Annotated in this window: 17 protein-coding genes; 10 read left to right on the top strand and 7 right to left on the bottom strand. The window is 66.2% G+C overall.

Annotated features, from left to right (window positions below; all coding sequences use genetic code 11):
- The 4 genes from ACFX4F_RS07290 to ACFX4F_RS07275 form a co-directional block, all read right to left on the bottom strand.
- On the bottom strand, positions 1-220 hold a 220-nt coding region (locus tag ACFX4F_RS07290; protein WP_380653655.1), incomplete at its 3' end, for a hypothetical protein.
- 39 nt (positions 221-259) lie between these two features.
- Positions 260-2,614, bottom strand: a complete 2,355-nt coding sequence (locus ACFX4F_RS07285; protein ID WP_380653652.1) for a beta-N-acetylhexosaminidase — start codon at positions 2,612-2,614, stop codon at positions 260-262.
- Positions 2,615-2,726: 112 nt separating this feature from the next.
- A complete protein-coding gene (locus ACFX4F_RS07280) occupies positions 2,727-5,390 on the bottom strand; it encodes a TonB-dependent receptor (protein WP_099820929.1) in 2,664 nt (887 codons plus the stop codon).
- Positions 5,391-5,533: 143 nt separating this feature from the next.
- Complete coding sequence (locus tag ACFX4F_RS07275) at positions 5,534-6,550, bottom strand: glucokinase family protein (RefSeq protein ID WP_099820930.1); 1,017 nt, start codon at positions 6,548-6,550, stop codon at positions 5,534-5,536.
- A gap of 385 nt (positions 6,551-6,935) precedes the next feature.
- On the opposite strand from ACFX4F_RS07275, the gene ACFX4F_RS07270 reads away from it, so the two are divergent.
- The 6 genes from ACFX4F_RS07270 to ACFX4F_RS07245 all read left to right on the top strand — a co-directional run bounded on the left by ACFX4F_RS07270 (position 6,936) and on the right by ACFX4F_RS07245 (position 16,234).
- On the top strand, positions 6,936-8,228 hold the full coding sequence (locus ACFX4F_RS07270) for a sugar MFS transporter (RefSeq protein WP_099820931.1): 1,293 nt from the start codon (positions 6,936-6,938) through the stop codon (positions 8,226-8,228).
- A gap of 39 nt (positions 8,229-8,267) precedes the next feature.
- A complete protein-coding gene (locus ACFX4F_RS07265) occupies positions 8,268-9,335 on the top strand; it encodes a LacI family DNA-binding transcriptional regulator (protein ID WP_099821016.1) in 1,068 nt (355 codons plus the stop codon).
- A gap of 7 nt (positions 9,336-9,342) precedes the next feature.
- Positions 9,343-10,371 carry an SIS domain-containing protein gene (locus ACFX4F_RS07260; protein ID WP_380653646.1) on the top strand — a complete coding sequence of 343 codons (1,029 nt, stop codon included), beginning with the start codon at positions 9,343-9,345 and terminating at the stop codon, positions 10,369-10,371.
- Positions 10,371-11,519: an N-acetylglucosamine-6-phosphate deacetylase gene (gene nagA / locus ACFX4F_RS07255; protein ID WP_380653643.1), complete on the top strand. Its 1,149-nt coding sequence runs from the start codon at positions 10,371-10,373 to the stop codon at positions 11,517-11,519. Before ACFX4F_RS07260 ends, nagA begins: the two co-directional genes overlap by 1 nt.
- Before the next feature lie 2 nt (positions 11,520-11,521).
- Positions 11,522-12,589: an acyltransferase family protein gene (locus ACFX4F_RS07250; protein ID WP_380653640.1), complete on the top strand. Its 1,068-nt coding sequence runs from the start codon at positions 11,522-11,524 to the stop codon at positions 12,587-12,589.
- 510 nt (positions 12,590-13,099) lie between these two features.
- Positions 13,100-16,234 carry an autotransporter domain-containing protein gene (locus tag ACFX4F_RS07245; protein ID WP_380653637.1) on the top strand — a complete coding sequence of 1,045 codons (3,135 nt, stop codon included), beginning with the start codon at positions 13,100-13,102 and terminating at the stop codon, positions 16,232-16,234.
- A gap of 199 nt (positions 16,235-16,433) precedes the next feature.
- On the opposite strand, the gene ACFX4F_RS07240 is transcribed toward ACFX4F_RS07245, so the two are convergent.
- Together ACFX4F_RS07240 and ACFX4F_RS07235 are read right to left on the bottom strand one after the other, a co-directional pair.
- On the bottom strand, positions 16,434-16,778 hold the full coding sequence (locus tag ACFX4F_RS07240) for a hypothetical protein (RefSeq protein WP_380653634.1): 345 nt from the start codon (positions 16,776-16,778) through the stop codon (positions 16,434-16,436).
- Positions 16,779-16,847: 69 nt separating this feature from the next.
- Positions 16,848-17,585, bottom strand: coding sequence for a hypothetical protein (locus tag ACFX4F_RS07235; RefSeq protein ID WP_380653631.1), 738 nt, complete (start codon positions 17,583-17,585; stop codon positions 16,848-16,850).
- Between the two features lie 58 nt (positions 17,586-17,643).
- Between ACFX4F_RS07235 and ACFX4F_RS07230 the strand changes: the two genes are divergently transcribed.
- The 4 genes from ACFX4F_RS07230 (at position 17,644) to ACFX4F_RS07215 (ending at position 19,854) form a co-directional block, all read left to right on the top strand.
- On the top strand, positions 17,644-18,675 hold the full coding sequence (locus tag ACFX4F_RS07230) for a S41 family peptidase (RefSeq protein WP_380653628.1): 1,032 nt from the start codon (positions 17,644-17,646) through the stop codon (positions 18,673-18,675).
- Positions 18,676-18,678: 3 nt separating this feature from the next.
- The gene (locus ACFX4F_RS07225) at positions 18,679-19,017 is read left to right on the top strand and encodes a hypothetical protein (RefSeq protein WP_380653625.1); all 339 of its coding nucleotides are present in this window, start codon (positions 18,679-18,681) and stop codon (positions 19,015-19,017) included.
- Positions 19,018-19,080: 63 nt separating this feature from the next.
- Entirely contained in the window at positions 19,081-19,332 is a 252-nt protein-coding gene (locus tag ACFX4F_RS07220; protein WP_380653622.1) for a type II toxin-antitoxin system HigA family antitoxin, read from the top strand.
- 87 nt (positions 19,333-19,419) lie between these two features.
- Positions 19,420-19,854 carry an SseB family protein gene (locus ACFX4F_RS07215; RefSeq protein ID WP_049467432.1) on the top strand — a complete coding sequence of 145 codons (435 nt, stop codon included), beginning with the start codon at positions 19,420-19,422 and terminating at the stop codon, positions 19,852-19,854.
- 49 nt (positions 19,855-19,903) lie between these two features.
- On the opposite strand, the gene ACFX4F_RS07210 is transcribed toward ACFX4F_RS07215, so the two are convergent.
- Positions 19,904-21,124, bottom strand: a complete 1,221-nt coding sequence (locus tag ACFX4F_RS07210) for a multifunctional CCA addition/repair protein (RefSeq protein ID WP_099820941.1) — start codon at positions 21,122-21,124, stop codon at positions 19,904-19,906.
- Positions 21,125-21,201: the final 77 nt, after the last annotated feature.

Raw genomic sequence — 21,201 nt, 5'->3', positions numbered from 1 at the left:
GCTGGCGGGGGTAACGTTCCTGTAGAGCCGAGCCCATGCTCGGCTTGCCGATTGAAAAGCAGCCGAGCATGGGCTCGGCTCTACAGTAGATCCACGCCATGCGTGGATGAATCTTCCCGGCGCCAACCAAGGTTGGCATCCACCAGTAGATCCACGCCATGCGTGGATGAATCTCCCCATCGCCAACCAAGGTTGGCGTCGACCAGTAGATCCACGCCATGCGTGGATGAATCTCCACGGCGCCAACCAAGGTTGGCAGCTACCGGAGCGTCATCTCATCCAGCACCCACATCGCCGGGCGCGTGTCGCCGGTGAAGTTGATGCACAGATCGCCCGTACCCGAGGTGCCCTTCGGCAAATCCGCGCGCAGGGTCACGAAGCCGTCGGCATCGGTCTGCGCCGGCAGCGGCACCTGCGCCAGCACCTTGCCGGTGCAGTCACCGCGACGGATCAGCATTTCGCCGTGTGCGCTCCGGGCCTTTTCGAAGCGGCGCTTCGGCTCGTCGTGGGCCAGCTGGAAGTAGTACGGAATGCGGCCCGCACGCACTTCCACGCTGCCGATGCCATCGAGCTGTGCCTGCGGCCAGCGCCAGCACGGCTGGAAGATGTCGACGGTGAACACCGCACGCGCACCTTCGCGTGGGCCATCGTCTTCCAGGCGCAGTACCAGGCCCTTCTCGCCCACGCAGCTGCGCAGCTCTTCGCTGTGCCGCGACAGCAGCGACTGCGCGGTGTACGACGCCACCGTCGGCTTCGCGGCCAGTGGCTGGCCCTGGTAGAACGCAGCGGCCTGCACCGTCGCCGGCAGCGTGGACGTCAGCGGCTGCTGGTACAGCGGCGACTGCGCGGTCACCGGCTTTCCGTCGCTGCTGTAGCGCACTTCATAGCCCAGCGGGTTGGCCAGCGACACGGTCACCGTGTTCGCCGCGCGGTCATCGGTGTAGGCCACGCCTACTTCGAACGGCGTCTGCGCATACGCCAGGCCCCAGGCCCGATAGCGCTGCAGCTGCGAGGGCAGGCGGGCCAGGAAGTCGCGGAAATCACGATGCTCCGGCGTGCTCCAGCCAGTCTCGGCCACGGCGGCCAGTCGCGGGAACAGGTTGTGCTGCAGACGTGCATAGGTGCGCGTGTGCTCGGTGAACATGTTCGCCTGCAGGCCGAGGATGTGACCGCGCTTGTCGGCGGCCAGTTCCGCCGGCACCGGTTCGTAGTTGTAGAGCTTGGCCAGGTTCACCTGCGTCGGCCGGCCCGGCGGCTCGTTCGGCGATGCGGTCTGCAGGTAGTCCAGGTACAGGTGGCTGACCGGCGACATCACCACATCGTGGCCCGCGCTGGCCGCGGCCAACCCGCCCTCGGTACCGCGCCAGGACATCACCGTGGCCTGCGGCGGCAGGCCACCTTCAAGGATTTCGTCCCAGCCGATCAGGCGACGGTCGTGTTGTTCCAGGAAGGTTTCCAGGCGCTTGATGATGTGGCTCTGCATGGCCATCTCATCCTTGATGCCGAGCGCGCGCATGCGCTGCTGCACCTGTTTTGACACCTCCCACTGGTCCTTCACTGCCTCGTCGCCACCCACGTGCACGTACCTGGCCGGGAACAGGGCGATGACTTCTTCCAGCACGTTTTCCAGGAAGGTGACGGTGCCGTCCTCGACGTTGAACAGGTTCGGGAACACGCCCCATTCGCTCAACGGCTTCAGTGGCGTATTGATCGTGCCCAGTTCCGGATAAGCGGCGATCGCCGCCGTGGCGTGGCCGGGGACATCGATCTCCGGAATCACCTGGATGTGCAGCTTGGCGGCGTAGGCTATCACTTCGCGGATCTGATCCTGCGTGTAGAAGCCGCAGTACGGATGCTCCTTGCCGCTGACCGGATCGATGCCGCCGTCACCGGCCGGCAGGCGGCAGCTGCCGACGCCGGTCAGCTTCGGGTAGCGCTTGATCTCCATGCGCCAGCCCTGATCGTCGGTCAGGTGCCAATGGAAGGTGTTGAGCTTGTGCGCGGCCATCGCATCGAGCACGCGCTTGATCTCGTCCAGGCTCTGGAAGTGCCGCGCCGAGTCGAGCATGAAGCCGCGCCAGCTGAAACGCGGCGCATCCTGGATCTGCACGGCCGGCAGCACGCCGTTGCTGCCGCCGGTGGCGAGCTGGGCCAGGGTGGTGGCGCCGTAGAACAAGCCGGTCTCGTTGCCGGCCTGCACCAGCACGCCCTGCGCGGTGCTTTCCAGCGTGTAGCCCTCGCCGCTGTCGCGGAAGGTCGGCACGATCTGGAAGCGGATGTTGCCCGCCTTGGCCGCGGCCTTGCCGTTGGCCACCGCCAGGCGCGGCCCACCACTGCGCGCCAGCAGGTCGGCGAACTGTGCAGCGACGCGCTGTGCGGCTTCGCCATCGGCCTGCAGCACGGTGCCCGCGCCGACGGTGATGCCCGCGCCGTTGCCGCGCTGCACGTTGGCCGGTGCGGGAATCAACATCAGGCTGCCGGCGCGCAGCTGCGGGCCGGGGCCGGTATCGAGTGCCGGGGCATCGGCGGCCAGTGCCGGCAGCACGGGCAGGGCGGCCAGCAGGCTGCCCAGCAACAGGAGGCTGCGCATCCTGGCGCGGGTGGGCTTCGTCATCGGAAGGACTCCTTGGATCGGGTGCGATGTTCGCTATACATGAAAAACGCCGGGCCCGGAATGACCCAGGCCCGGCGTGCGTGCACGACTCGGCGATGAAACTGCCGCTGGATCAGTACTTGAAGCGGAAGTTCAGGTAGTACTGGCGACCGTTGCTGTAGAACGAGGTCGGAATGGCCGCGGTCTGGTAGTACTTGTAGGTCGGGTTGTTGAGGTTCAGGCCATCCAGGCTGATGCTCAGCCAGTCGGTGGCCTTGAAGCTCAGCGACGCCGACAGCGTGCCGAAGTCATCCTGGTAGTACGGGTTGGTGCCCGACAGGCTGATCAGGAACGAGGAACGGTGGGTGTAGCTGACCCGCGCGCCGAAACGCTCGTTCTCGAAGTATGCGCCCACGTTGTAGGTGTTCTTCGAGGTGCCCAGCAGGTTGTGCGAGCCGTCCGACCAGGTGTGCGCGGTCGTGCCGTTGGCGTAGGTGTAGTTGGCATTGACGCCGAAGTACTCGCCGATCGGCTGCTCGTAGGCCACTTCCACGCCGGTGACCTTGCCGTCGGCATTGATCGGGGTGGAGATCTGGTAGGTCTCAAGCTGGTTGGTCAGTTCGCTGTACAGCTGGCGCGAGACCACGTCGAAGGCGATGTAGTCCTTCAGGTCCATGTGGTAGGCGCCGATCGACAGCAGGCCGCGCGGCATGAAGTACCACTCCAGGTTGGCATCCAGGTTGGTGGACAGGGTCGGCTTGAGGTTCGGGTTGCCGCCGCCGCCGGTCCGGTTCAGGTCCGAACCGTACGACGATGCGCCCAGCGCCGAGTAGTCCGGCAGGGTCTGGGTCTGCGAAGCGGCTACGCGCAGCACCAGCTTGTCGTCCAGGTCGAACTTGATGTTGGCGCTGGGCAGCACGCGGTTGCGCTTGTTCTGGAAGGCCACGCTCTCCCACATGCCGAACAGGCTGCTGACATCTGCGTCGGCGGCCTTGCTTACGGCGTTGTAGGTGTTGATGTCCTGCTTGATGTTGACGTAGCGCAGGCCGACGTTGCCGCTCCACCAGTCACCGCGGAAGTTGGCCTGCACGTAACCGGCGAAGTTCTTTTCCTTCACCTGCCACTCGGCACCGTAGTTGTGGCGGCCGGTGGGGCCGTCGTTGCCGGCAAGCCAGGTGGAGTTGTTGGTCACCGCGTCCTTCAGCGCACCCGGGGTGAAGTACCAGATGTTGCGCGGGAAGTTGCCGCCGATATCGCCAGCGAATCCGTTCGGATAGTTGGAGGTGGCACCGTTCTTCAGCGCGCTCCAGATGTCACCCGGGGTTGCACCCTCCGGCGACAGCGCTTCGCGCTTGTGGTCGGCAAAGCGCAGGCCGAAGTCGATGGAGCTCAGCACGCCGCCATCGTTGAAGTACTGGTTGAAGTCGAGCGTGGCCCACTTCTCCTTGTCTTCGGCGGTGACCTGCTGGTTGCCCCAGGTGCCGAAGCTGGTGACGCCGTTGGGCGAGAGGTCGCCGCCGACGTTCCAATCGATCGGCGAGCCGGCGCCATGGGTAGCCCAGCTGGCGCCACCGCCGCTGCCCACGGTGACCTCGGCGATGTACTGGCGCGGGGTCTCACCGGTGCCCTTGGTGCTGCCGGCCTGGAACTTGGCGGTCAGGCTGTCGCTGATCTGCCAGTCGGCATCGAAGGTGACGTAGCTCGACTTGGCCGTCGACTCGCGGTAGATCATGTCGTACACCGCGTAATTGGTGCCCGGCACGCCCGCGTAGGTGGCGTTGGTCAGCACGCCGTCCTTGACCACATAGCCCGGATTCGGCGCCTGCGACTTGGCGAAGCTGTTGCCGAACATCATGAAGTTGCGGTTGTAGTTGTTGGCTTCCAGCTTGGAGCTGAAACCGTTCAGGCCCAGGGTAAGGGTATCGGTCGGCTTGAACTGCAGCGAGACCAGGCCACCCTTGCGCTCACGGGTCTGTTCGAACAGGGTCGAACCCAGCAGGCCGGGAACGTTGACGCCGATCAGGTCCGGGTTGGTCTTGGCGACGGGATCGTCGGCGCCGATCTTGAAGAAGCCACCCGGAATTTCCTGCGCTTCACGGCGCAGTTCGCGCTTCTGGCTGAAGCCCTGCACCATCACGCCGAAGGTGCCTTCGTCGTTCTTGTAGTTGAACAGCGCCGAGTACTGCGGGTCGTTCGACTTGGCCTGGTCCGAACGCACCATGCCGATCGAGCCTTCAGCGGTGAACTGCTTGGAGAACTCCAGCGGCTTGCGGGTGATGATGTTGACGGTACCGGTGGTGCCACCGTCCTGCAGCTTGGCCTGCGAGGACTTGTTCACTTCCACCGAGCTCACCAGTTCCGACGGCAGCAGCGAGTAGCTGACGCTGCGGCCGACGTTGTTGCCCTGGCTGAGCACGAACCAGTCGGCCGAACCGACGGTGTGGCCGTTGATCAGGGTCTGGGTGAGGCTGGGGCTGGTGCCGCGCAGGCTGACACGGTCGGCTTCGTCGAAGCCGCCTTCATCGGCGCTGGACGAGCTGATGTTGACGCCCGGCAGGCGCTGCAGGGTGTCGGCAACGTTGTGCGCCGGCAGCTTGCCCACGTCTTCGGCGGTGACCACTTCCACGCGCGCATTGGCTTCGCGCTTGGTGTCCAGCGACTTTTCCATCGAACCGCGGATACCGGTAACGGTGACGGTGTCCAGATCGGTGGCGGTCGGGGCGGCCTGCTGCGCGTGCGCACTGAAGGCGATGCAGCTGACGATGGCGGCCGAAAGCAAGGTCTTGCGGGTATTCATGATGTCTCTCCTCATCACTCGATTGGATGCCGGCGGCGATATGGGATTGCGGTTGCGATGACGTGCGCGGGGCGGCGGCGATGTCCCGGGCATTGGCGTGCCACGTACTGCGTGCTGCGATTGCGTTGAAGCCGTTTGCAGGTTCAGGCGTCGGCGTGGAGCAGGTACCAGCTGGCAGCGCCGATCACGCCCAGCTGTCCGTGTTCGACGACCTTCACCGGGATGCGTGCCAGCGCCTCGCCCATCGGCCCCTTCTGCAGGTAGCGTTCGACGAAGGTGCTGGTACGCAGGTACTCGCGGATCTGCGGCAGGATTCCACCGGCCAGGTAGACCCCGCCGTGGGCGCCATAGAACAGGGCCATGTCGCCGATGGTGCTGCCGAGCAGGCCGCAGAACACATCCAGCGCCTGCCGAGCCAGCGGATCGCTACCGGCCATTGCCGCAGCGGTGACCGCATCGGGGCTGGCCAGCGCCGGTGCCTGGTCCTGCAGTGCGCAGATCGCGCGGTACAGGTTCATCAGGCCGGGGCCGGAGATCGCATGTTCGATCGATACATGCGCGCGGTCGCGCTGCATGTGGCGGACGATCGCCATTTCCAGTTCGGTGCTGGCGGCCAGGGTCGGCTGCCCGGCTTCGGTGGCCAGGACCACCGGGCCGTTGGCCGTGGGAATCCACAACGCTGCGCCCAGGCCGGTGCCGGGGCCGACCACCAGGGTCGGGCCGCGCGGTGCACTGTCCGGGCCACACAGGTGCAGCACGCCACTGGCATCGACCTGCGCGGCGGCATAGGCCACGGCTTCGAAGTCATTGACGATGTGCACCCGCTGCAGGCCGACGTCGGCCTCGATCTGCCGCGCCGACAACGGCCATGGCACGTTGGCGGTGATCACCGTGCCGTCTTCGCGGGCATAGCCGGCGGTGGCGACCACGCAGTGCGACGGGCGCGGGCCTTCGGCCAGGAAGTCGGCGAGGATCGCGCTGAGCCCGGCATGGTCGGCGTTGCGGTACTTGCGGTAATCGAGCACCTGCACCGGATGGGCATCGTCGCCGCTGGCCTGGACCCGGGCGACACGCACATGGGTGCCGCCAACGTCGGCGGCCAGGAACGAGGGCGCGACGCGGGACAGGACATGGGCCGGGGCGGGATGGCTGGCGGTCACGCGGGCTCCTGCTGCAGGTGGGGCCGGCCCCGGGAAGGGCAACGATGAAGCCGGCGATTGGGGCGGAGTCTGTAACCGCGTTGACAACGATGTCAACGAGTTCGTGACACTTTCGTTGCTGCGCCGCAGCGAATGCAGATCGCCGTAAACGTTTACATGGCGTGAGTGCGGCATCCATGGCGGAACCGTTGCAGCAAGGGGCTTCAAGGGCGAAGCGCATTCAGCGGATGGCCGTGCAGCGGGCTTGCGCAGTGCAGCATCCGGTGTGGTGGCCCGTGCATGGAAGTTGACAAACGGTCGTCGTCCACCGAAAGAATGTGACAACGTTGTTCCCAGCCACTCTCCGACGCCGTGTTCTGCGGCCGTCGCCGCAGGAGCCTTCCTGATGTCAGCCGTCCCCGCTGCAAGCGCACGCCCGAACGTGGCCTCGTCCATCGCCATCGTCGGCGTACTGTTTTTCCTGATCGGCTTCTTCACCTGGCTCAACGGCCCCTTGATCACCTTCGTCAAACTCGCCTTCGAGCTCAGCGAGGTCGGCGCCTTCCTGGTGCTGATGGTGTTCTACCTGTCCTACTTCTTCCTGGCCCTGCCGGCCTCATGGATCCTGCGCCGCACCGGTATGAAGAAGGGCCTCAGCCTGAGCCTGCTGGTGATGGCCGGCGGCGCGGCGTTGTTCGGTGAATTCGCCACCCAGCGCTGGTATCCCGGTGCACTCGGCGGCCTGTTCGTGATCGGCAGTGGACTCGCCTTGCTGCAGACCGCGATCAACCCGTACATCTCCATCCTCGGCCCGATTGAAACCGCCGCACGGCGCATCGCGATGATGGGCATCTGCAACAAGATCGCCGGCATGCTGGCGCCGGTGCTGATCGGCACGGTGGTGCTGCACGGCATCGGCGATCTGTCGGCCACGGTGGCCGCTGCCGACGAAGCGACCAAGGCGCAGCTGCTGAACGAATTCGCCGCCAAGATCCACGCGCCGTACCTGGCCATGGCCGGCTTGCTGGTGGTGCTGGCGGTCGCGGTATTGTTCTCGCCGCTGCCTGAAATCAAGGCCTCCGAGGCCAATGCCACCCCGGCCGGCGCACCGGGCAAGGCCGAGCGCAGCAGCATCTTCCAGTTCCCGCACCTGTGGCTGGGCGTGCTGTGCCTGTTCGTCTACGTCGGCGTGGAAGTGATGGCCGGTGATGCCATCGGTACCTACGGTCATGGCTTCGACCTGCCGCTGGACCAGACCAAGATGTTCACCTCGCTCACCTTGGGCGCGATGCTGGTGGGCTACGTGGTCGGCCTGCTGCTGATCCCGAAGGTGGTCTCGCAGTCGCGCTACCTGACCATTTCCGCAGTACTGGGCGTGGTGTTCTGCCTGGGCGCCTTCTTCACCCATGGCTATGTGTCGGTTGCCTTTGTGGCACTGCTGGGCTTTGCCAACGCGATGATGTGGCCGGCGATCTTCCCGCTGGCGATCCGTGGCCTGGGCCGCTTCACCGAAACCGGTTCGGCGCTGCTGGTGATGGGCATCGCCGGCGGCGCGATCATTCCGCAGCTGTTCGCCGTGCTCAAGCAGCACATCGACTTCCAGCTGGTGTTCCTGCTGCTGATGGTGCCGTGCTACCTGTACATCCTGTTCTACTCGGTGGTCGGCCATCGCGTCGGCCTGCCGCAGGACAAGGGCTGATCGGCGATGATGGACGGCAGCCAACCCCAGGAAAAGCCGATGCGCAGAGCGACCATCAAGGACGTTGCCGAAAAGGCCAAGGTCTCGCTGAAGACGGTGTCGCGGGTGATCAACAACGAGCCCTCGGTGATGCAGGCCACCCGTGCGCGGGTGCTGCGTGCCATCGCCGAGCTCGACTACGAACCCGATCCCTCCGCGCGCAACCTGCGCAGCGGCACCACCTTCGTGATCGGGCTGGTGTACGACAACCCGAACCCGTACCACATCATCGGCGTGCAGAACGGCGTGCTCGCTGCCTGCCGCGAAACCGGCTTCGGCCTGCAGATCCATCCGTGCGATTCCAGTTCGCCGCTGCTGGCCGATGAACTGGCCGACTGGGTGCAGCGTTCGCGCCTGGCCGGGCTGGTGCTGACCGCACCGATGTCCGAACGTCGCGATCTGATCCAGGCGCTGACCGCACGGGGCATCAAGCTGGTACGGATCATCGCCGCTACCGAAGATCCGGCCGATGGCGCCTGCGTGTTCGTCGACGACCGCGAAGCCGCCTACGAAATCACCGAACACCTGATCCAGCTGGGCCACCAGCGTATCGGCTTCCTCTGGGGTGGCACCTCGCACCGGTCGTCGGGCGAACGCTACGCCGGTTACGAGGCCGCGCTGAAGGACTACGGCATGACCGTGGACAAGCATCTGGTGGTGCAGGGCGATTACACCTTCGACGATGGTTTCCGCGGCGCGCGGCGCCTGCTTGCACTGCGCGAACCGCCTACCGCCATCTTCGGTTCCAACGATGAAATCGCTGCCGGCGTGCTGGCCGCCGCGAAGTCGGCCGGCATGAACGTGCCCTACGACCTGTCCATCGCCGGCTTCGAGGACAGCCCGTTCTCGCGCCAGTCGTGGCCGCCGCTGACCACCGCCAAGCAGGCCACCGAGGACATCGCCCGCCATGCCGCGCGCCTGCTGATCGCGCAGCTGCGCAGTGATGCCTACGACGATGCGCCGGCGCCGCTGCACAACCAGGGCTTCGTGCCACAGCTGGTGGTGCGTGGCTCGACCGCACCGATGCGTCCTGCCGCCGCCCGCCCCCTTCCTTCCGATCCTTCCTGAGCCTGCCATGTCGCTGTCCGCCCCCACCGCTACCCTGATGTTCGCCGAGGCCGCCGAAGCGGCCGAGGTCGTTGCCCGCCAGTTCGCCCGCAACCATGCCGTGATGGAAACGCTGGCAGCCAGCCTGCGCGCTGCGCCGCCGCCGTTCGTGGTGACCTGCGCACGCGGCAGCTCCGACCATGCCGCGACCTATGGCAAGTACCTGCTGGAAACCCAGCTGGGCCTGGTCGTTGCCTCGGCCTCGCCGTCGGTGGGTTCGGTCTACGCCGCACCGCTGCAGCTGCGCGGTGCGTTGTTCATCGTCATCTCGCAGTCCGGCAAGAGCCCGGACCTGCTGCGCAATGCCGAGGCGGCCAAGGCTGCTGGCGCGCGCGTGGTGGCGCTGGTCAACGTCGAGGATTCGCCGCTGGCACAGCTTGCCGACACGGTCATCCCGCTGCATGCCGGCGTGGAAAAAAGCGTGGCGGCGACCAAGAGTTACCTCGCCTCGTTGTCCGCGCTGCTGCAGCTGGCGGCGTACTGGAAGCAGGACAGCGCATTGCGCAATGCCCTGGACCTGCTGCCCGATGCGATGCGCGAGGCCTGGCAGTGCGACTGGAGCGCAGTGACCGAGGGCCTGGTGGAGGCCAACAACCTGTTCGTGCTTGGTCGTGGCCTGGGCCTCGGCGCAGCGCAGGAGGCCGCGCTGAAGTTCAAGGAAACCTGCAGCCTGCACGCCGAGGCCTACAGCTCGGCCGAGGTCAAGCATGGGCCGATGGCGCTGGTCGATCGCGGCTTCCCGGTGCTGGCCTTTGCCCAGCCCGATGAAACCGGTGCCGGCACCCGTGCCGTGGCCGAAGAATTCACCGCACGTGGCGCCCAGGTGTGGCTGGCCGGTGCCGGCGGCAACCTGCCCGTCGCTGCCGCACCGCATCCGCTGTGTGCGCCGCTGCTGACGGTGCAGAGCTTCTACCGCGCGATCAACGCGCTGGCACTGCGCCGCGGCTTCAACCCGGATCTGCCGCCGCATCTGAACAAGGTTACGGAGACGGTGTGATGGCAACCGTCCTGCGCAATGCCCGCATGCTTGCCGGCGATGAGTTCCGCGACGATCTTGCGGTGGTCATCGAAGACGGCCACATCAGCGCGCTGCTGCCCGACGCGGCGCCGCAGCTGGGCACGGCCGACGAGCAGGTCGACCTGGGGGGCGGCTGGCTGCTGCCCGGCTTCATCGATGTGCAGGTCAATGGCGGTGGCGGCGCGCTGTTCAACAACACGCCCGACGTAGAGGCGTTGCGTACGATTGCGCGTGCGCATCGCCGCTTCGGCACCACCGCGATGCTGCCGACCCTGATCAGCGATGACCTTGGTGTGATGCGCGAGGCGATCGGTGCGCTGCGCGAGGCCATTGCACAGGGCGTGCCGGGCGTGATCGGCATCCACCTGGAAGGCCCGTACATCGCACCAGCACGCAAAGGCACGCACGATGCCAGCAAGTTCCGCGTGCCGGACGCGGAAGAGATCGAACTGGCGTCGTCGCTGGACAACGGCGTGACCCTGCTGACCTTGGCACCGGAGCGCGTACCGCTGGAGACCATCCGCGCGCTGGTCGAACGCGGTGTGATCGTCGCCGCTGGCCACACCGCCGGAACCTATGAAGAGATCCGTGCCGGCCTCGATGCCGGCGTGCGTGGCTTCACTCATCTGTACAACGCGATGTCGCCGCTGCAGGGGCGCGAGCCCGGTGCAGTCGGCGCGGCGCTGGAAGATCGCGACAGCTGGATCGGCATCATCGTCGATGGCGTGCACGTGCATCCGGCCAGCCTGCGTGTGGCGCTGGCGGCCAAGCCGCGCGGCCGCCTGCTGCTGGTGACCGATGCGATGCCGCCGGTCGGTGCGGACGATCCCAGCTACGTGCTGTATGGCGAAACCATCACTGCCATCGATGGCGTAGTGCGCAACGCCGCCGGCTCGCTGGCCGGTTCCGCGCTGGACATGGCCACCGCCGTGCGCAACACCGTGCAGCTGCTGCGCCAACCGCTGGCCGAAGCCGCGCGCATGGCCTCGACCTATCCGGCGCAGTTCCTCAATGTCGATGATCGCCTGGGTCACATCGCCGAGGGCTACCAGGCCGACCTGGTTCTGCTGGACGATGCATTGCAGGTGCGTGGTACGTGGATCGCCGGCCAGTACGAGGCGGCTTGACGATGAGCAGCACGCCGCCACGCCGGTTGGGCTCGATCGACGCTTTGCGCGGTATGACCGTGGCGGCGATGCTGCTGGTCAACAACCCCGGTGACTGGAGTGCGGTGTTCGCACCGCTGCGCCATTCTGAATGGCACGGCTGCACACCTACAGACCTGGTGTTCCCGTTCTTCCTGTTCCTGGTGGGCGTGTCGATGGCCTTCAGCGTCGCACCGCGCGCGCTGGATCCAGCTGCACGGCCGGCACTTGCACGTGGCGTGCTGGAACGCGCACTGCGCATCGCCGTTGCCGGTGTGCTGCTGCACCTGCTGGTGTGGTGGGCACTGCACACGCACCATTTCCGCATCTGGGGCGTGCTGCAGCGCATCGCGCTGTGTGCGGCAGTGGTGGGCGTGCTGGCGGTGTATACGCGTCCGCGCGTGCAGGCGGCCGTGCTAGTGGCGTTGCTGGTGGGGTATGCAGCGCTGCTGCTGGGCATCGGTGATCTGGCGCCGTGGACCAACCCGGCCAGCCGTCTGGACACCACCTTGTTCGCGCCATGGATCTACCAATGGCAGGCCGATACCGGTCTGGGCCATGATCCCGAAGGATTGCTGAGCAGTCTGGGCGCATTGGCCAGCACCGTGTTGGGTCTGCTGGCCGGTGGCCTGCTGCGCCGTGGTCGCGCCGGTGCATTGGCTGCGCTGGGTGCGATCACCGCCGTGCTCGGCCTGCTGCTGGCGACGGTGCTGCCGCTCAACAAGCAGCTGTGGACGCCCAGCTACGTGCTGTGGACCGGGGGCCTGGCCGCGCTGGCATTGTGGCTGGGTCACGTGCTGATCGACCGCAAGGGATGGCCGGCGCTGGGCCGGCGCTTCGGCGTCAATGCAATCACTGCCTATCTGGGGGCCTCGGTGATGTCGGTGATCCTGCTGGCGACCGGTGCCTGGGGGTGGGTCTGGCAGCAACTGGCTGCGGCGATGCCACAGGCATTGGAGCTGGCCTCGATGTTGCAGGCGTTGGTATTCGTTGCGCTGTGGTGGGGTGTGGCGTGGTGGCTGGACCGACGTCGCATTTATCTGAAGATCTGAGCGCGGGCAAAGGTAGTAGCGAACGGCGCATCCACGCATGGCGTGGATCTACTGAGCTGGTGGGTTGTGGGTCATCCACGCATGGCGTGGATCTACTGGGCTGGTGGGTTGTGGGTCATCCACGCATGGCGTGGATCTACTGGGCTGGCGGGTTTGCGGGCTCATCCACGCATGGCGTGGATCTACTGTGCTGGCGGGGTTGCGGCGTCATCCCCGCATGGCGTGGATCTGCTGTGCCGGAGGGGTGCGGGGTCATCCCCGCATCGCGTGGATCTGCTGGGCCAGGATTGCAGTAGATCCACGCCATGCGTGGATGCTCTTTGGCGGGCCAATGATGGTGAACGCATTCATCGATATGCGGGCCGCGTGAGCACTTCTCGATTTCACATCGAAAACGTGACCGGTTGCCTGCAATTTCACCTATCGAAATCATTCATGGCAGTGGCAGACTGCGTCAGCAGCGCCGTACATAGCATCCGCAGTTCCTGATCCCCGACCCAGGAGTGCCGTATGTCCCATGTCGTCCCGCCCGGGTTCCGCCGGCGCCGTTTGACCGTTTCCCTGGTCCAGATCCTGGCGGTGCCGTCGCTGCTCCCACTGGCCGCCCCGGCAGTCTGGGCGGGGTGTGATGCATCCGCCCCCGTCGCCGGGCAGACCGTCACCTGCAGTGCGGCCGCGCCCAACCCCGATGCAACGCCGGTCACCCTGGGTGCCGGAGCCAGCAGCGTTACCGTGAACGTACAGAGCGGCGCGCAGCTGAGTACCAGCAACGCCAACGCCATCTACGTCGCCCCTACGGCCGGCGGCACCATCAACAACCAGGGCAGCATCGCGGCCAGCGGCACCGTCGGCAGCGGCACCGCCGGTGGCATCAATGCCGATGCGGTGGTGACGGTCAACAATGCCGCCAGTGGCAGCATTTCCTCGGCACAGGGGTACGCGCTGTATCTGCAGGGCGGCAGCGGCGTGGTCAACGACGGCCAGATCAGCGCAGCCGCTGGCTGGGGCATCGCCTTCAAAGGTGCCGGCGACAGCAGCGTGGTCAACCGCGGCACCATCAGCGGCGGCACCGGCGGCGTGCAGTCCGGTGCCGGCAACGATCGCCTGCAGATGCTGGCCGGCAGCATCAGCGGCGGCGTGCAGCAGGGCGATGGCAACGACGTGCTGCTGCTCAGCGGCGGCACCATCGACAGCCTCGACCAGGGCAATGGCGATGACCGGCTGACCGTCAACGGCGGCACCATCACCGGGTTGGTGATTCAGGGCAGTGGTCGCGATGATTTCGTCATGACCGGTGGCACCATCGGTGCCCTGCAGCAGGGCGACAACATCGATACCTTCCGCATGAGCGGTGGCCGCATCGTCGGCGCGTTCGAAGATGGCGACCAGGCGTGGATGACCGGTGGCCGCATCGGCCGCGTCAACATGAAGCTGGACAAGAACCTGTGGGACATGTCCGGCGGCACCGTCGACGGCAACGTGGTCACCGGCTTCGACCAGGACACCGTCATCATCTCCAACGACGCCTACATCGGCGGCAACATCAGCGTCAGTGGCGGCACCGACAGCGTCACCATCACCGGTGGCACCGTGCGCGGCCAGGTGCTGCTGAGCACCGGCAACGACACCTTCAACTGGAACGGCGGCGGCATCGTGTACGGCGCCATCGACGCAGGCCCCGATGACGACGTAGCCACGCTGAGCAACCTCAACCAGGGCAACATCGGTGCGGTGCCGCTGTTCGATGGTGGCACCGGCACCGACCGTCTCGGCTTCAACAACGTCAAGACCGCTGGCGTCGGGCGCTTGCAGAACTGGGAAGCGATCAGCCTGGCCAGCAGCACCGAGCTCACCTTCGATGGTGATCTGGTGCTCGGTGACAGTGTCAGCGGTACTGGTTCGCTCACCTTGGATGACACCAGCACGATCTATGCAGGCAGCGGTACGCATGCAGTGCGTCCTTTCAGCGGCAGCGCGTTGGTCAATGTGGTCAACGCCGGGCGCATCGATCTGACCGGCTCCGCGCCGGGCGATGTATTTACCGTGCGCGGCAACTACCGTGGCGATGGCGGCGGGCTGTACCTGCGTACCGTGCTGGCGGCGGACAATGCCACCAGCGATCGCCTGGTGATCGACGGCGGCACGGCCACCGGCAGCACCGGCATCGGCATCCTCAACGCGGGCGGCAGCGGGGCGGCCACGCTGGTCGACGGCATCCTGGTGGTGCAGGCGCTGAACGGTGCAACTACGGCGCCCGGTGCGTTCTCGTTGTTCGCACCGGTCTCGGCCGGCGCCTACGAGTATTTCCTGTTCAAGGGCGGCGTCAGCGCCGGCACCGGCGAGAACTGGTACCTGCGTTCGACGGTTGCGGCCGGGCCGGCACCCGCGCCCAACGGCGGCGGCGAAGTGGCTCCACCGCCGCCGCCGACACCGCCGGTCGCACCGCCGCCGCCGATTTCCCCGGCCCCGCCACCGCCACCGGAAGGTGCCATCGATCCGAACCTGACCGCCGGTGAGACCGCGCCACCGCCGCCGCCGCCGGAACCGCCGCCCGTAGCACCGCCCAGCGATCCACCGGTGCCGGACGTGCCGGTGGCTGGTGGCAGCCTGCCCGGTACCGGTTCGCCGCCGCCCACTGCGGGGGCAAGACCCGCCGCACCGGACGAGAATGGTCTGGTGCCGCTGTACCGCCTGGAGACCGCGGCCTACGCCGTGGTGCCCCCGCTGTTGCGCGAGACCTCGCTGGCCAGCCTGGGGACCTTCCACGAGCGCCAGGGCGAACATCGCCTGCTGTACAACCAGGGCGCCTTCCGCACCGCATGGGGACGGCTGGTGGGGCAGAGCAGCGAGATCCACTGGAAGGGCGATGCACGGCCCGGCTTCGATGGCGACGTGATGGGCGTGCAGGCGGGCCTGGATGTATGGGCCGCTGCCGCCGACAGCCACCGCAACCAGATCGGCGTGTTCGTCGGCCGCACCCGCGCCGATGGCAGGATCACCGGCCTGGCCATTGGCTGGGACAACGTGCTGGTCGGTCAGAGCCGGTTGGACGACAAGCACGTGGGCCTGTACTGGACGTTGACTGACAGCAGTGGCGGCTACATCGACGCGGTGGCGATGCAGAGCCGCTACGACGGCCGCACGCGTTCGTCGCGCGGGCTGGGCATCGACCTCAAGGGCGACGGCACCACGCTGTCGCTGGAAGCGGGCAAGCCACTGCTACAGTTCGGGCAGTCATCGTGGTGGCTGGAGCCGCAACTGCAGGTGATCTGGCAGCGCAGTTCGCTGGATGACCAGCGCGATCTGGTGTCCACCATTTCCTTCGACAACGACAACGCCTGGACCGGCCGTGTCGGCCTGCGCCTGGCGGGCGACTATCAACTGGCCGATAACGGCTGGCAGCCGTACTTCAAGTTGAATTACTGGCACGGTCGCTCGGGCGAGGACCGCATCCTGTTCGACAGCGACGCGATCATCAATTCGCAGCGCTCGCGCGCACTGGAAGCCGGTGTCGGCGTGGTCGGGCGCTTCAACCGCACAATCAGCGCGTATGCCGTGGCCGATTACACCCGCGAGGTCGGTGGCAGCGACAACGGCAAGCGCCGCATCATCGAAGGCAACATCGGCCTGCGTGCGGATTGGTGATGCCCGCCGCGTTGGCGGCTTTGGTGGGTGCCGACCCAGGTCGGCACGAATCCAACGGGCGCCATGCACCGCCCTGGTAGGTGTCGACCTTGGTCGACACAGCTCTCTCCGCAGTCGGGTAGGCCTCCGCCCCGCGACTCTGATTGAAACCACACTCCGAAAGCATTGACGATGATTCGATGAAGACAACGCCGTGCCGTTATGACTTGATGTATCCATAAACCAGCCTGTCCTGCTCAAATCGGACATGCAGATACGCTTCGCATGGCGCTTCGTTTTCAAGCAGGTCGCAGTCAATCGCCAGGTCCCCATCCCCAGTGTCGTACACCATGATTGATGGCCTGGCACATGCCCCGTTGATCTTGGGGGGTATGGAAAGCACGGCACTAGCGTCGAAGTAGTAAGCGGCCAGCTCGTACACTTCGGCGATGATGACGTCGCTTAGATGGAAGCGAGCTTGAAGGATCTCGCTGTTGCGCTCCGATAGCGCTTGTACAAACTCGCTTAGTTGACTGTATTGGGCATCTGTCAGTTCTGGATGCATGTGGCTTCCTGTCAGTTGAATTCGTTGTCTACACATTGAATCTGGCGGAACCAATCATCGGTCCGACTTCTACAACGGCGATCGACCCAGCAACGTACCTGCGTGATCGGCCAGCAGCTGCACCGCATGCAGCAACCCCTCCTCCGTCAGCGGCGGGCATTGCGCTTCCCCGTCGTCCAGTTCACGCGCGGCCTGCGTGGCCAGCAACACACCACCCAGCGCCGACAACGCCAGCAGACAGCGCGAGGCGCCGGCCAGATCGCGCGCCCGCGCCGGCGTGATGAGCAGTTCCGTCCACGGCTCGCCGTCGGCGGCGTGGCAGCGCGTGATGTCGCGCAACCGCTTGAAAAAGGCGGGCGTGGGAGCGGCTTCATCCGCTTCGGTTAGCGCGTCTTCCAGTGCCTCGGCAGTGGCGTTGGGCAGCTGCAGGTCGGGCAGGGCATCGCCCAGCAATGTGTGCAGGCGTGGATAGGTGGGGTAGAGCGTGGTCATGGCAACAACCTCACAGGGCTGTGCCACCTGCGGGATGCAAGGTGGCGGGCGGTGCGGGTTGGCGTGCCGGTCAAAATCCAAGCGAAAAAGCCGACGGATCGCGAGGATCCCCACGCACCGCCCGCCATGGGCGAGCAGGTGCATTGTCGTGATTGCCGCTGGAACGGCAATCTGATCGCTTGAATATTTGATTCGGGACGCCAATCCCGGCCAACGCAAAGCGCGGTGGCAGAACAACCTTCGTGCTTTCACCCGCGCGATGACATGAGCAAAGTTGTAAATCGCAATCCGATACAAATGTGCCTGATGCGACACGCTGCGCGTATCCCGAGACGGTATGCTGCGGTACCCATCAATGACGAAGGAACGTCAAATGCACCTTGATATCCGCCCGATGGTCGCTGCACTGGGGGCGCTTTTCTTCATCGCGATGCCAGCGATGGCAGGGGAGCCCATCGAACTGCCAACGCCGCAGGCGCAAGCCGAACTGCTGGATATGCTGGAGCGCGAGGCCTTGTACCGTGACCGCGTGGAATGGCCAGCCATCCGCGCGCGCCTGAAGACCGCGCAAGGCGATCCGGGCAGGACGCGTGACGTTCGACGCGAGGCGATTGACCGCAGCTCCGGTGGTCATGGCCGCTGGATCAGTTCCCAGCGGCTGCAATCGGAGGCGCGGCGTCTTGGTCGCTCCAATGCCGCAGTGGCCACCGCGCCGGAAGCGCCTGTGCCGGTCGATTTACTGGATCGGCGCATCGGCTGGATGGGGATCGAAGGCTATTCGGCCGCCCCGGGCCCGGCCGCGCGCGAACAGATGAAGGCACGTGCTGCACGCTGGCAGGCGATCATCGGTGACAAGGACAACGGCAACCGCTGCGGTTGGATCGTCGACCTGCGCGACAACACCGGCGGCAACATGTGGCCGATGCTGCTGGGCGTTGCGCCGCTGCTGCGCACCTCGGCGATGGGCATCGAGGACGTGGGATCATTCGAGACCGCCGACGGTCCGGTACGGTGGCAGACCACCGCCAGTGGCGTGCGCATGGGCGAGGCGACGCGCCTGGATTTCGGCCAGCCCGGCTATCTACCCAGCCTTGTTGGCGCACCGGTGGCAGTCTTGACCGGCCCGCGCACCGCCAGTTCCGGCGAGGCGACCGTTCTGGCGTTCCGCGGTCGCGCGCAGACCCGCAGTTTCGGCCAGCCCACGGCGGGCGTATCGACTGCCAACGTGGTGCGCCGGCTGGTGGACGGCAGCGCGCTGGTGCTGACCACCAGCGTCATGCGCGATCGCAATGGAGATGGCGATGGGCGGAAGATCGCGCCGGACCAGGCCACCGTCGGCGATGCCGCCACGGTGGCCGCCGCCGAAGCCTGGCTGCTGGCCCAGCCCGCCTGCCAGGGCAGCTGATCCATGATCCTGATCGGCCAACAGGAACGGGTGCTGATTGTCGGCCCCACCGAAGCGCACCACTGCCTGCGCTGCCAGGCTGAAACCGAATTCGCCCCACAACTGCGCTACAAGATGGCGCGCATCGACCTGCTGTTCGGCTTCGTCTACCAGCGTCGTTACGAGCTGGCCTGCACCGGTTGCGAACACGGCTGGGTGCTGGATACCGAAAGCATGGACCAGCAGCTTGGCGGGGTGCCGATCCCGTGGCGACACCGCTTCGGCCTGCCGGTGATGCTGGTGGTGGTGACCGGGCTGGCAGTGGCGGGGTGGATGTGGCGGAGGGGACACGGTGGAGGCTGACCGTATACCGGAAGTACCCCTTGCGGACTATGATCGGACTGGCGCTGGCACTATGGAGATTCCATGAACATTCGCCCTATTCGCACAGAAGACGATTATCAGAACGCGTTGCGCGAGCTGCAGGCCTATTTCGAAATCGAGCCCGCACTGGACAGTGAAGAAGGTGACCGGTTCGAGATTCTCGCCACCTTGGTGGAGGCCTACGAAGCGAAGCATTACCCGATCGAGCTGCCGGACCCCATCGAGGCAATCCATTTCCGCATGGAGCAGGGCGGTCTGACCGTCAAGCCGGCGGAAAGCCTGATCGGCCGCTGAGGTCCATCCCGGTGCAGGATGGGGTGTACGTAGCCTTGTGCAGGGCCTGCTAAAGTTGCAGCCAGCAATCACGTACCGGAACCGACCATGGACCACGAAACGCCGTTCGAACCCGCCAACGACCTGGAAGTGCGCCTGTTGCAGGCCCAGGACGGAACCCTCACGGCCTCGCAGTTCCTCGACGGCCTGCTGACCGCGCCGGTGTTCGTGCTGCTGGACAAGGCCATCGGTGAAGATGGCGCCTGGGACGAGAGCATTTCGCCGCTGGTGCTGACCAGCGAAGGCGGCGAGCCGATGTTCGCGGTGTTCACTGCGCCCGAGCGCGCGGAAATCTGGCATGAGCAGCTGCCGCAGTTCGCCCATGCCATGCCCATCGCGGTACATGCGCTGCTGTCGGGCATCGGCGAGGGCGTCGGCCTGGTGCTGAACCCGGGCCTGGACGTGGGCATGGAGATGATCCCCGACGCGGTGGCGCAGCTGAAGGAACGTGCTGCGGCGATCACACGTGGGATGGCGCACTGACAAAGCGGATACCGTGGTTGCCGGCCAGCGGCCGGCACTACACGATGCTTCAGCGGGCGGCAGCGATCGCCCGTACACGCGCCTTGGCCAGCGCCTCACCAATGGCCGGCCCCTTCAGGTGCGTGGTATCCAGGTCACGCGCCTGCACTGACAGCGCCGCCCGGTGCAGGCGCTTCAGCGTTTCGCCCTGCGGGTAGTCGCTGTCCTCGAAACCGAGCCGGCCGCGCTTGTCGGCCTCGCAGCACAGCGCGATGCGCGCCACCCGCTCCGGCCGGCGCAACGCATCGCAGCGGCCCAGCAGTTCCAGCACGGTGGCATCGCGCAGTTCGTCGATGCGATGCACGTTCAGATGCTCGCGGCATACCGCCTCGGCCAGCTGCTGGTGCTCGGTCGGAATCTTCAGGCGCGCACAAAGTGCTTTCAGCGGCTCGATGCCGCGCTGTTCGTGCATGATGTGGCGCGGCCATTCCTCGGGCGGGGTCAGGCCCTTGCCGAGGTCGTGGGTGAGTGCGGCGAAGCCGACCAGATCATCACCGGGGGCCAGCTTCGCCGCCATGTCGCTGACCATTTCCTGGTGGATGCCGGTGTCGACTTCCGGATGGAATTCCGCGCGCTGCGGCACGCCGTACAACGCTTCCAGCTCCGGCAATATCGGGCCCAGCGCGTGCGCGTCGTGCAGGGTGCGCAGGAACGCGGACGGGCGTTCGCACACCAGTGCCTTGCGCAGTTCCTGCCACACACGTTCCGGCACCAGTGCGTCGAGCTCGCCGCTGGCGGCAATCTCGCGCATCAGTTCCATGGTTTCCGGCGCGACGGTGAAGCCGAGCGAGGCGAAGCGGGCCATGAAGCGCGCCGCACGCAGCACGCGCAGCGGGTCTTCTACGAAGGCGGGACCGACATGGCGCAGCACGCGCTGCTCGATGTCACGCGCGCCGCCATAGGGGTCGACCAGCGCGCCGCTGTCTTCATCGCAGGCGATGGCGTTGATGGTGAAGTCGCGGCGCTGCAGGTCTTCTTCCAGCGTCACCGCCGGATCGGCATCGACCACGAAGCCGCGGTAGCCGCGGCCGGATTTGCGTTCGGTGCGCGCCAGCGCATATTCCTCGCCGGTCTTCGGGTGCAGGAACACGGGGAAATCACGGCCTACGGCGGTGTAGCCCTGCGCTTCCATCTGCGCGGGCGTGGCGCCGACGACGACCCAGTCACGGTCGCCGGCAGGACGCTGCAGCAGGCGGTCGCGCACGGCGCCGCCGACAAGATAGATCTTCATGCGGGGATGATGACACGGTAGCGCCGGGCCATGCCCAGCGGGATACATCGTGGCGTCCGCCGGGCATGGCCCGGCGC

This window comes from Stenotrophomonas sp. YIM B13575 (assembly GCF_042787595.1).
In the GTDB taxonomy this organism is placed as follows: domain Bacteria; phylum Pseudomonadota; class Gammaproteobacteria; order Xanthomonadales; family Xanthomonadaceae; genus Stenotrophomonas; species Stenotrophomonas lactitubi_B.
The sequence above is the reverse complement of the archived record's forward strand: the minus strand, read 5'-3'. Positions and strand labels throughout refer to the sequence as shown.

What these genes read in the sequence shown, in the direction of transcription:
- ACFX4F_RS07285 (WP_380653652.1), bottom strand. Translation starts at nt 2,614, where the DNA reads ATGACGAAGCCCACCCGCGCCAGGATGCGCAGCCTCCTGTTGCTGGGC.
- ACFX4F_RS07280 (WP_099820929.1), bottom strand. Translation starts at nt 5,390, where the DNA reads ATGAATACCCGCAAGACCTTGCTTTCGGCCGCCATCGTCAGCTGCATC.
- ACFX4F_RS07270 (WP_099820931.1), top strand. Translation starts at nt 6,936, where the DNA reads ATGTCAGCCGTCCCCGCTGCAAGCGCACGCCCGAACGTGGCCTCGTCC.
- ACFX4F_RS07265 (WP_099821016.1), top strand. Translation starts at nt 8,268, where the DNA reads ATGCGCAGAGCGACCATCAAGGACGTTGCCGAAAAGGCCAAGGTCTCG.
- ACFX4F_RS07260 (WP_380653646.1), top strand. Translation starts at nt 9,343, where the DNA reads ATGTCGCTGTCCGCCCCCACCGCTACCCTGATGTTCGCCGAGGCCGCC.
- nagA (WP_380653643.1), top strand. Translation starts at nt 10,371, where the DNA reads ATGGCAACCGTCCTGCGCAATGCCCGCATGCTTGCCGGCGATGAGTTC.
- ACFX4F_RS07250 (WP_380653640.1), top strand. Translation starts at nt 11,522, where the DNA reads ATGAGCAGCACGCCGCCACGCCGGTTGGGCTCGATCGACGCTTTGCGC.
- ACFX4F_RS07245 (WP_380653637.1), top strand. Translation starts at nt 13,100, where the DNA reads ATGTCCCATGTCGTCCCGCCCGGGTTCCGCCGGCGCCGTTTGACCGTT.
- ACFX4F_RS07240 (WP_380653634.1), bottom strand. Translation starts at nt 16,778, where the DNA reads ATGCATCCAGAACTGACAGATGCCCAATACAGTCAACTAAGCGAGTTT.
- ACFX4F_RS07230 (WP_380653628.1), top strand. Translation starts at nt 17,644, where the DNA reads ATGCACCTTGATATCCGCCCGATGGTCGCTGCACTGGGGGCGCTTTTC.
- ACFX4F_RS07225 (WP_380653625.1), top strand. Translation starts at nt 18,679, where the DNA reads ATGATCCTGATCGGCCAACAGGAACGGGTGCTGATTGTCGGCCCCACC.
- ACFX4F_RS07220 (WP_380653622.1), top strand. Translation starts at nt 19,081, where the DNA reads ATGAACATTCGCCCTATTCGCACAGAAGACGATTATCAGAACGCGTTG.
- ACFX4F_RS07215 (WP_049467432.1), top strand. Translation starts at nt 19,420, where the DNA reads ATGGACCACGAAACGCCGTTCGAACCCGCCAACGACCTGGAAGTGCGC.
- ACFX4F_RS07210 (WP_099820941.1), bottom strand. Translation starts at nt 21,124, where the DNA reads ATGAAGATCTATCTTGTCGGCGGCGCCGTGCGCGACCGCCTGCTGCAG.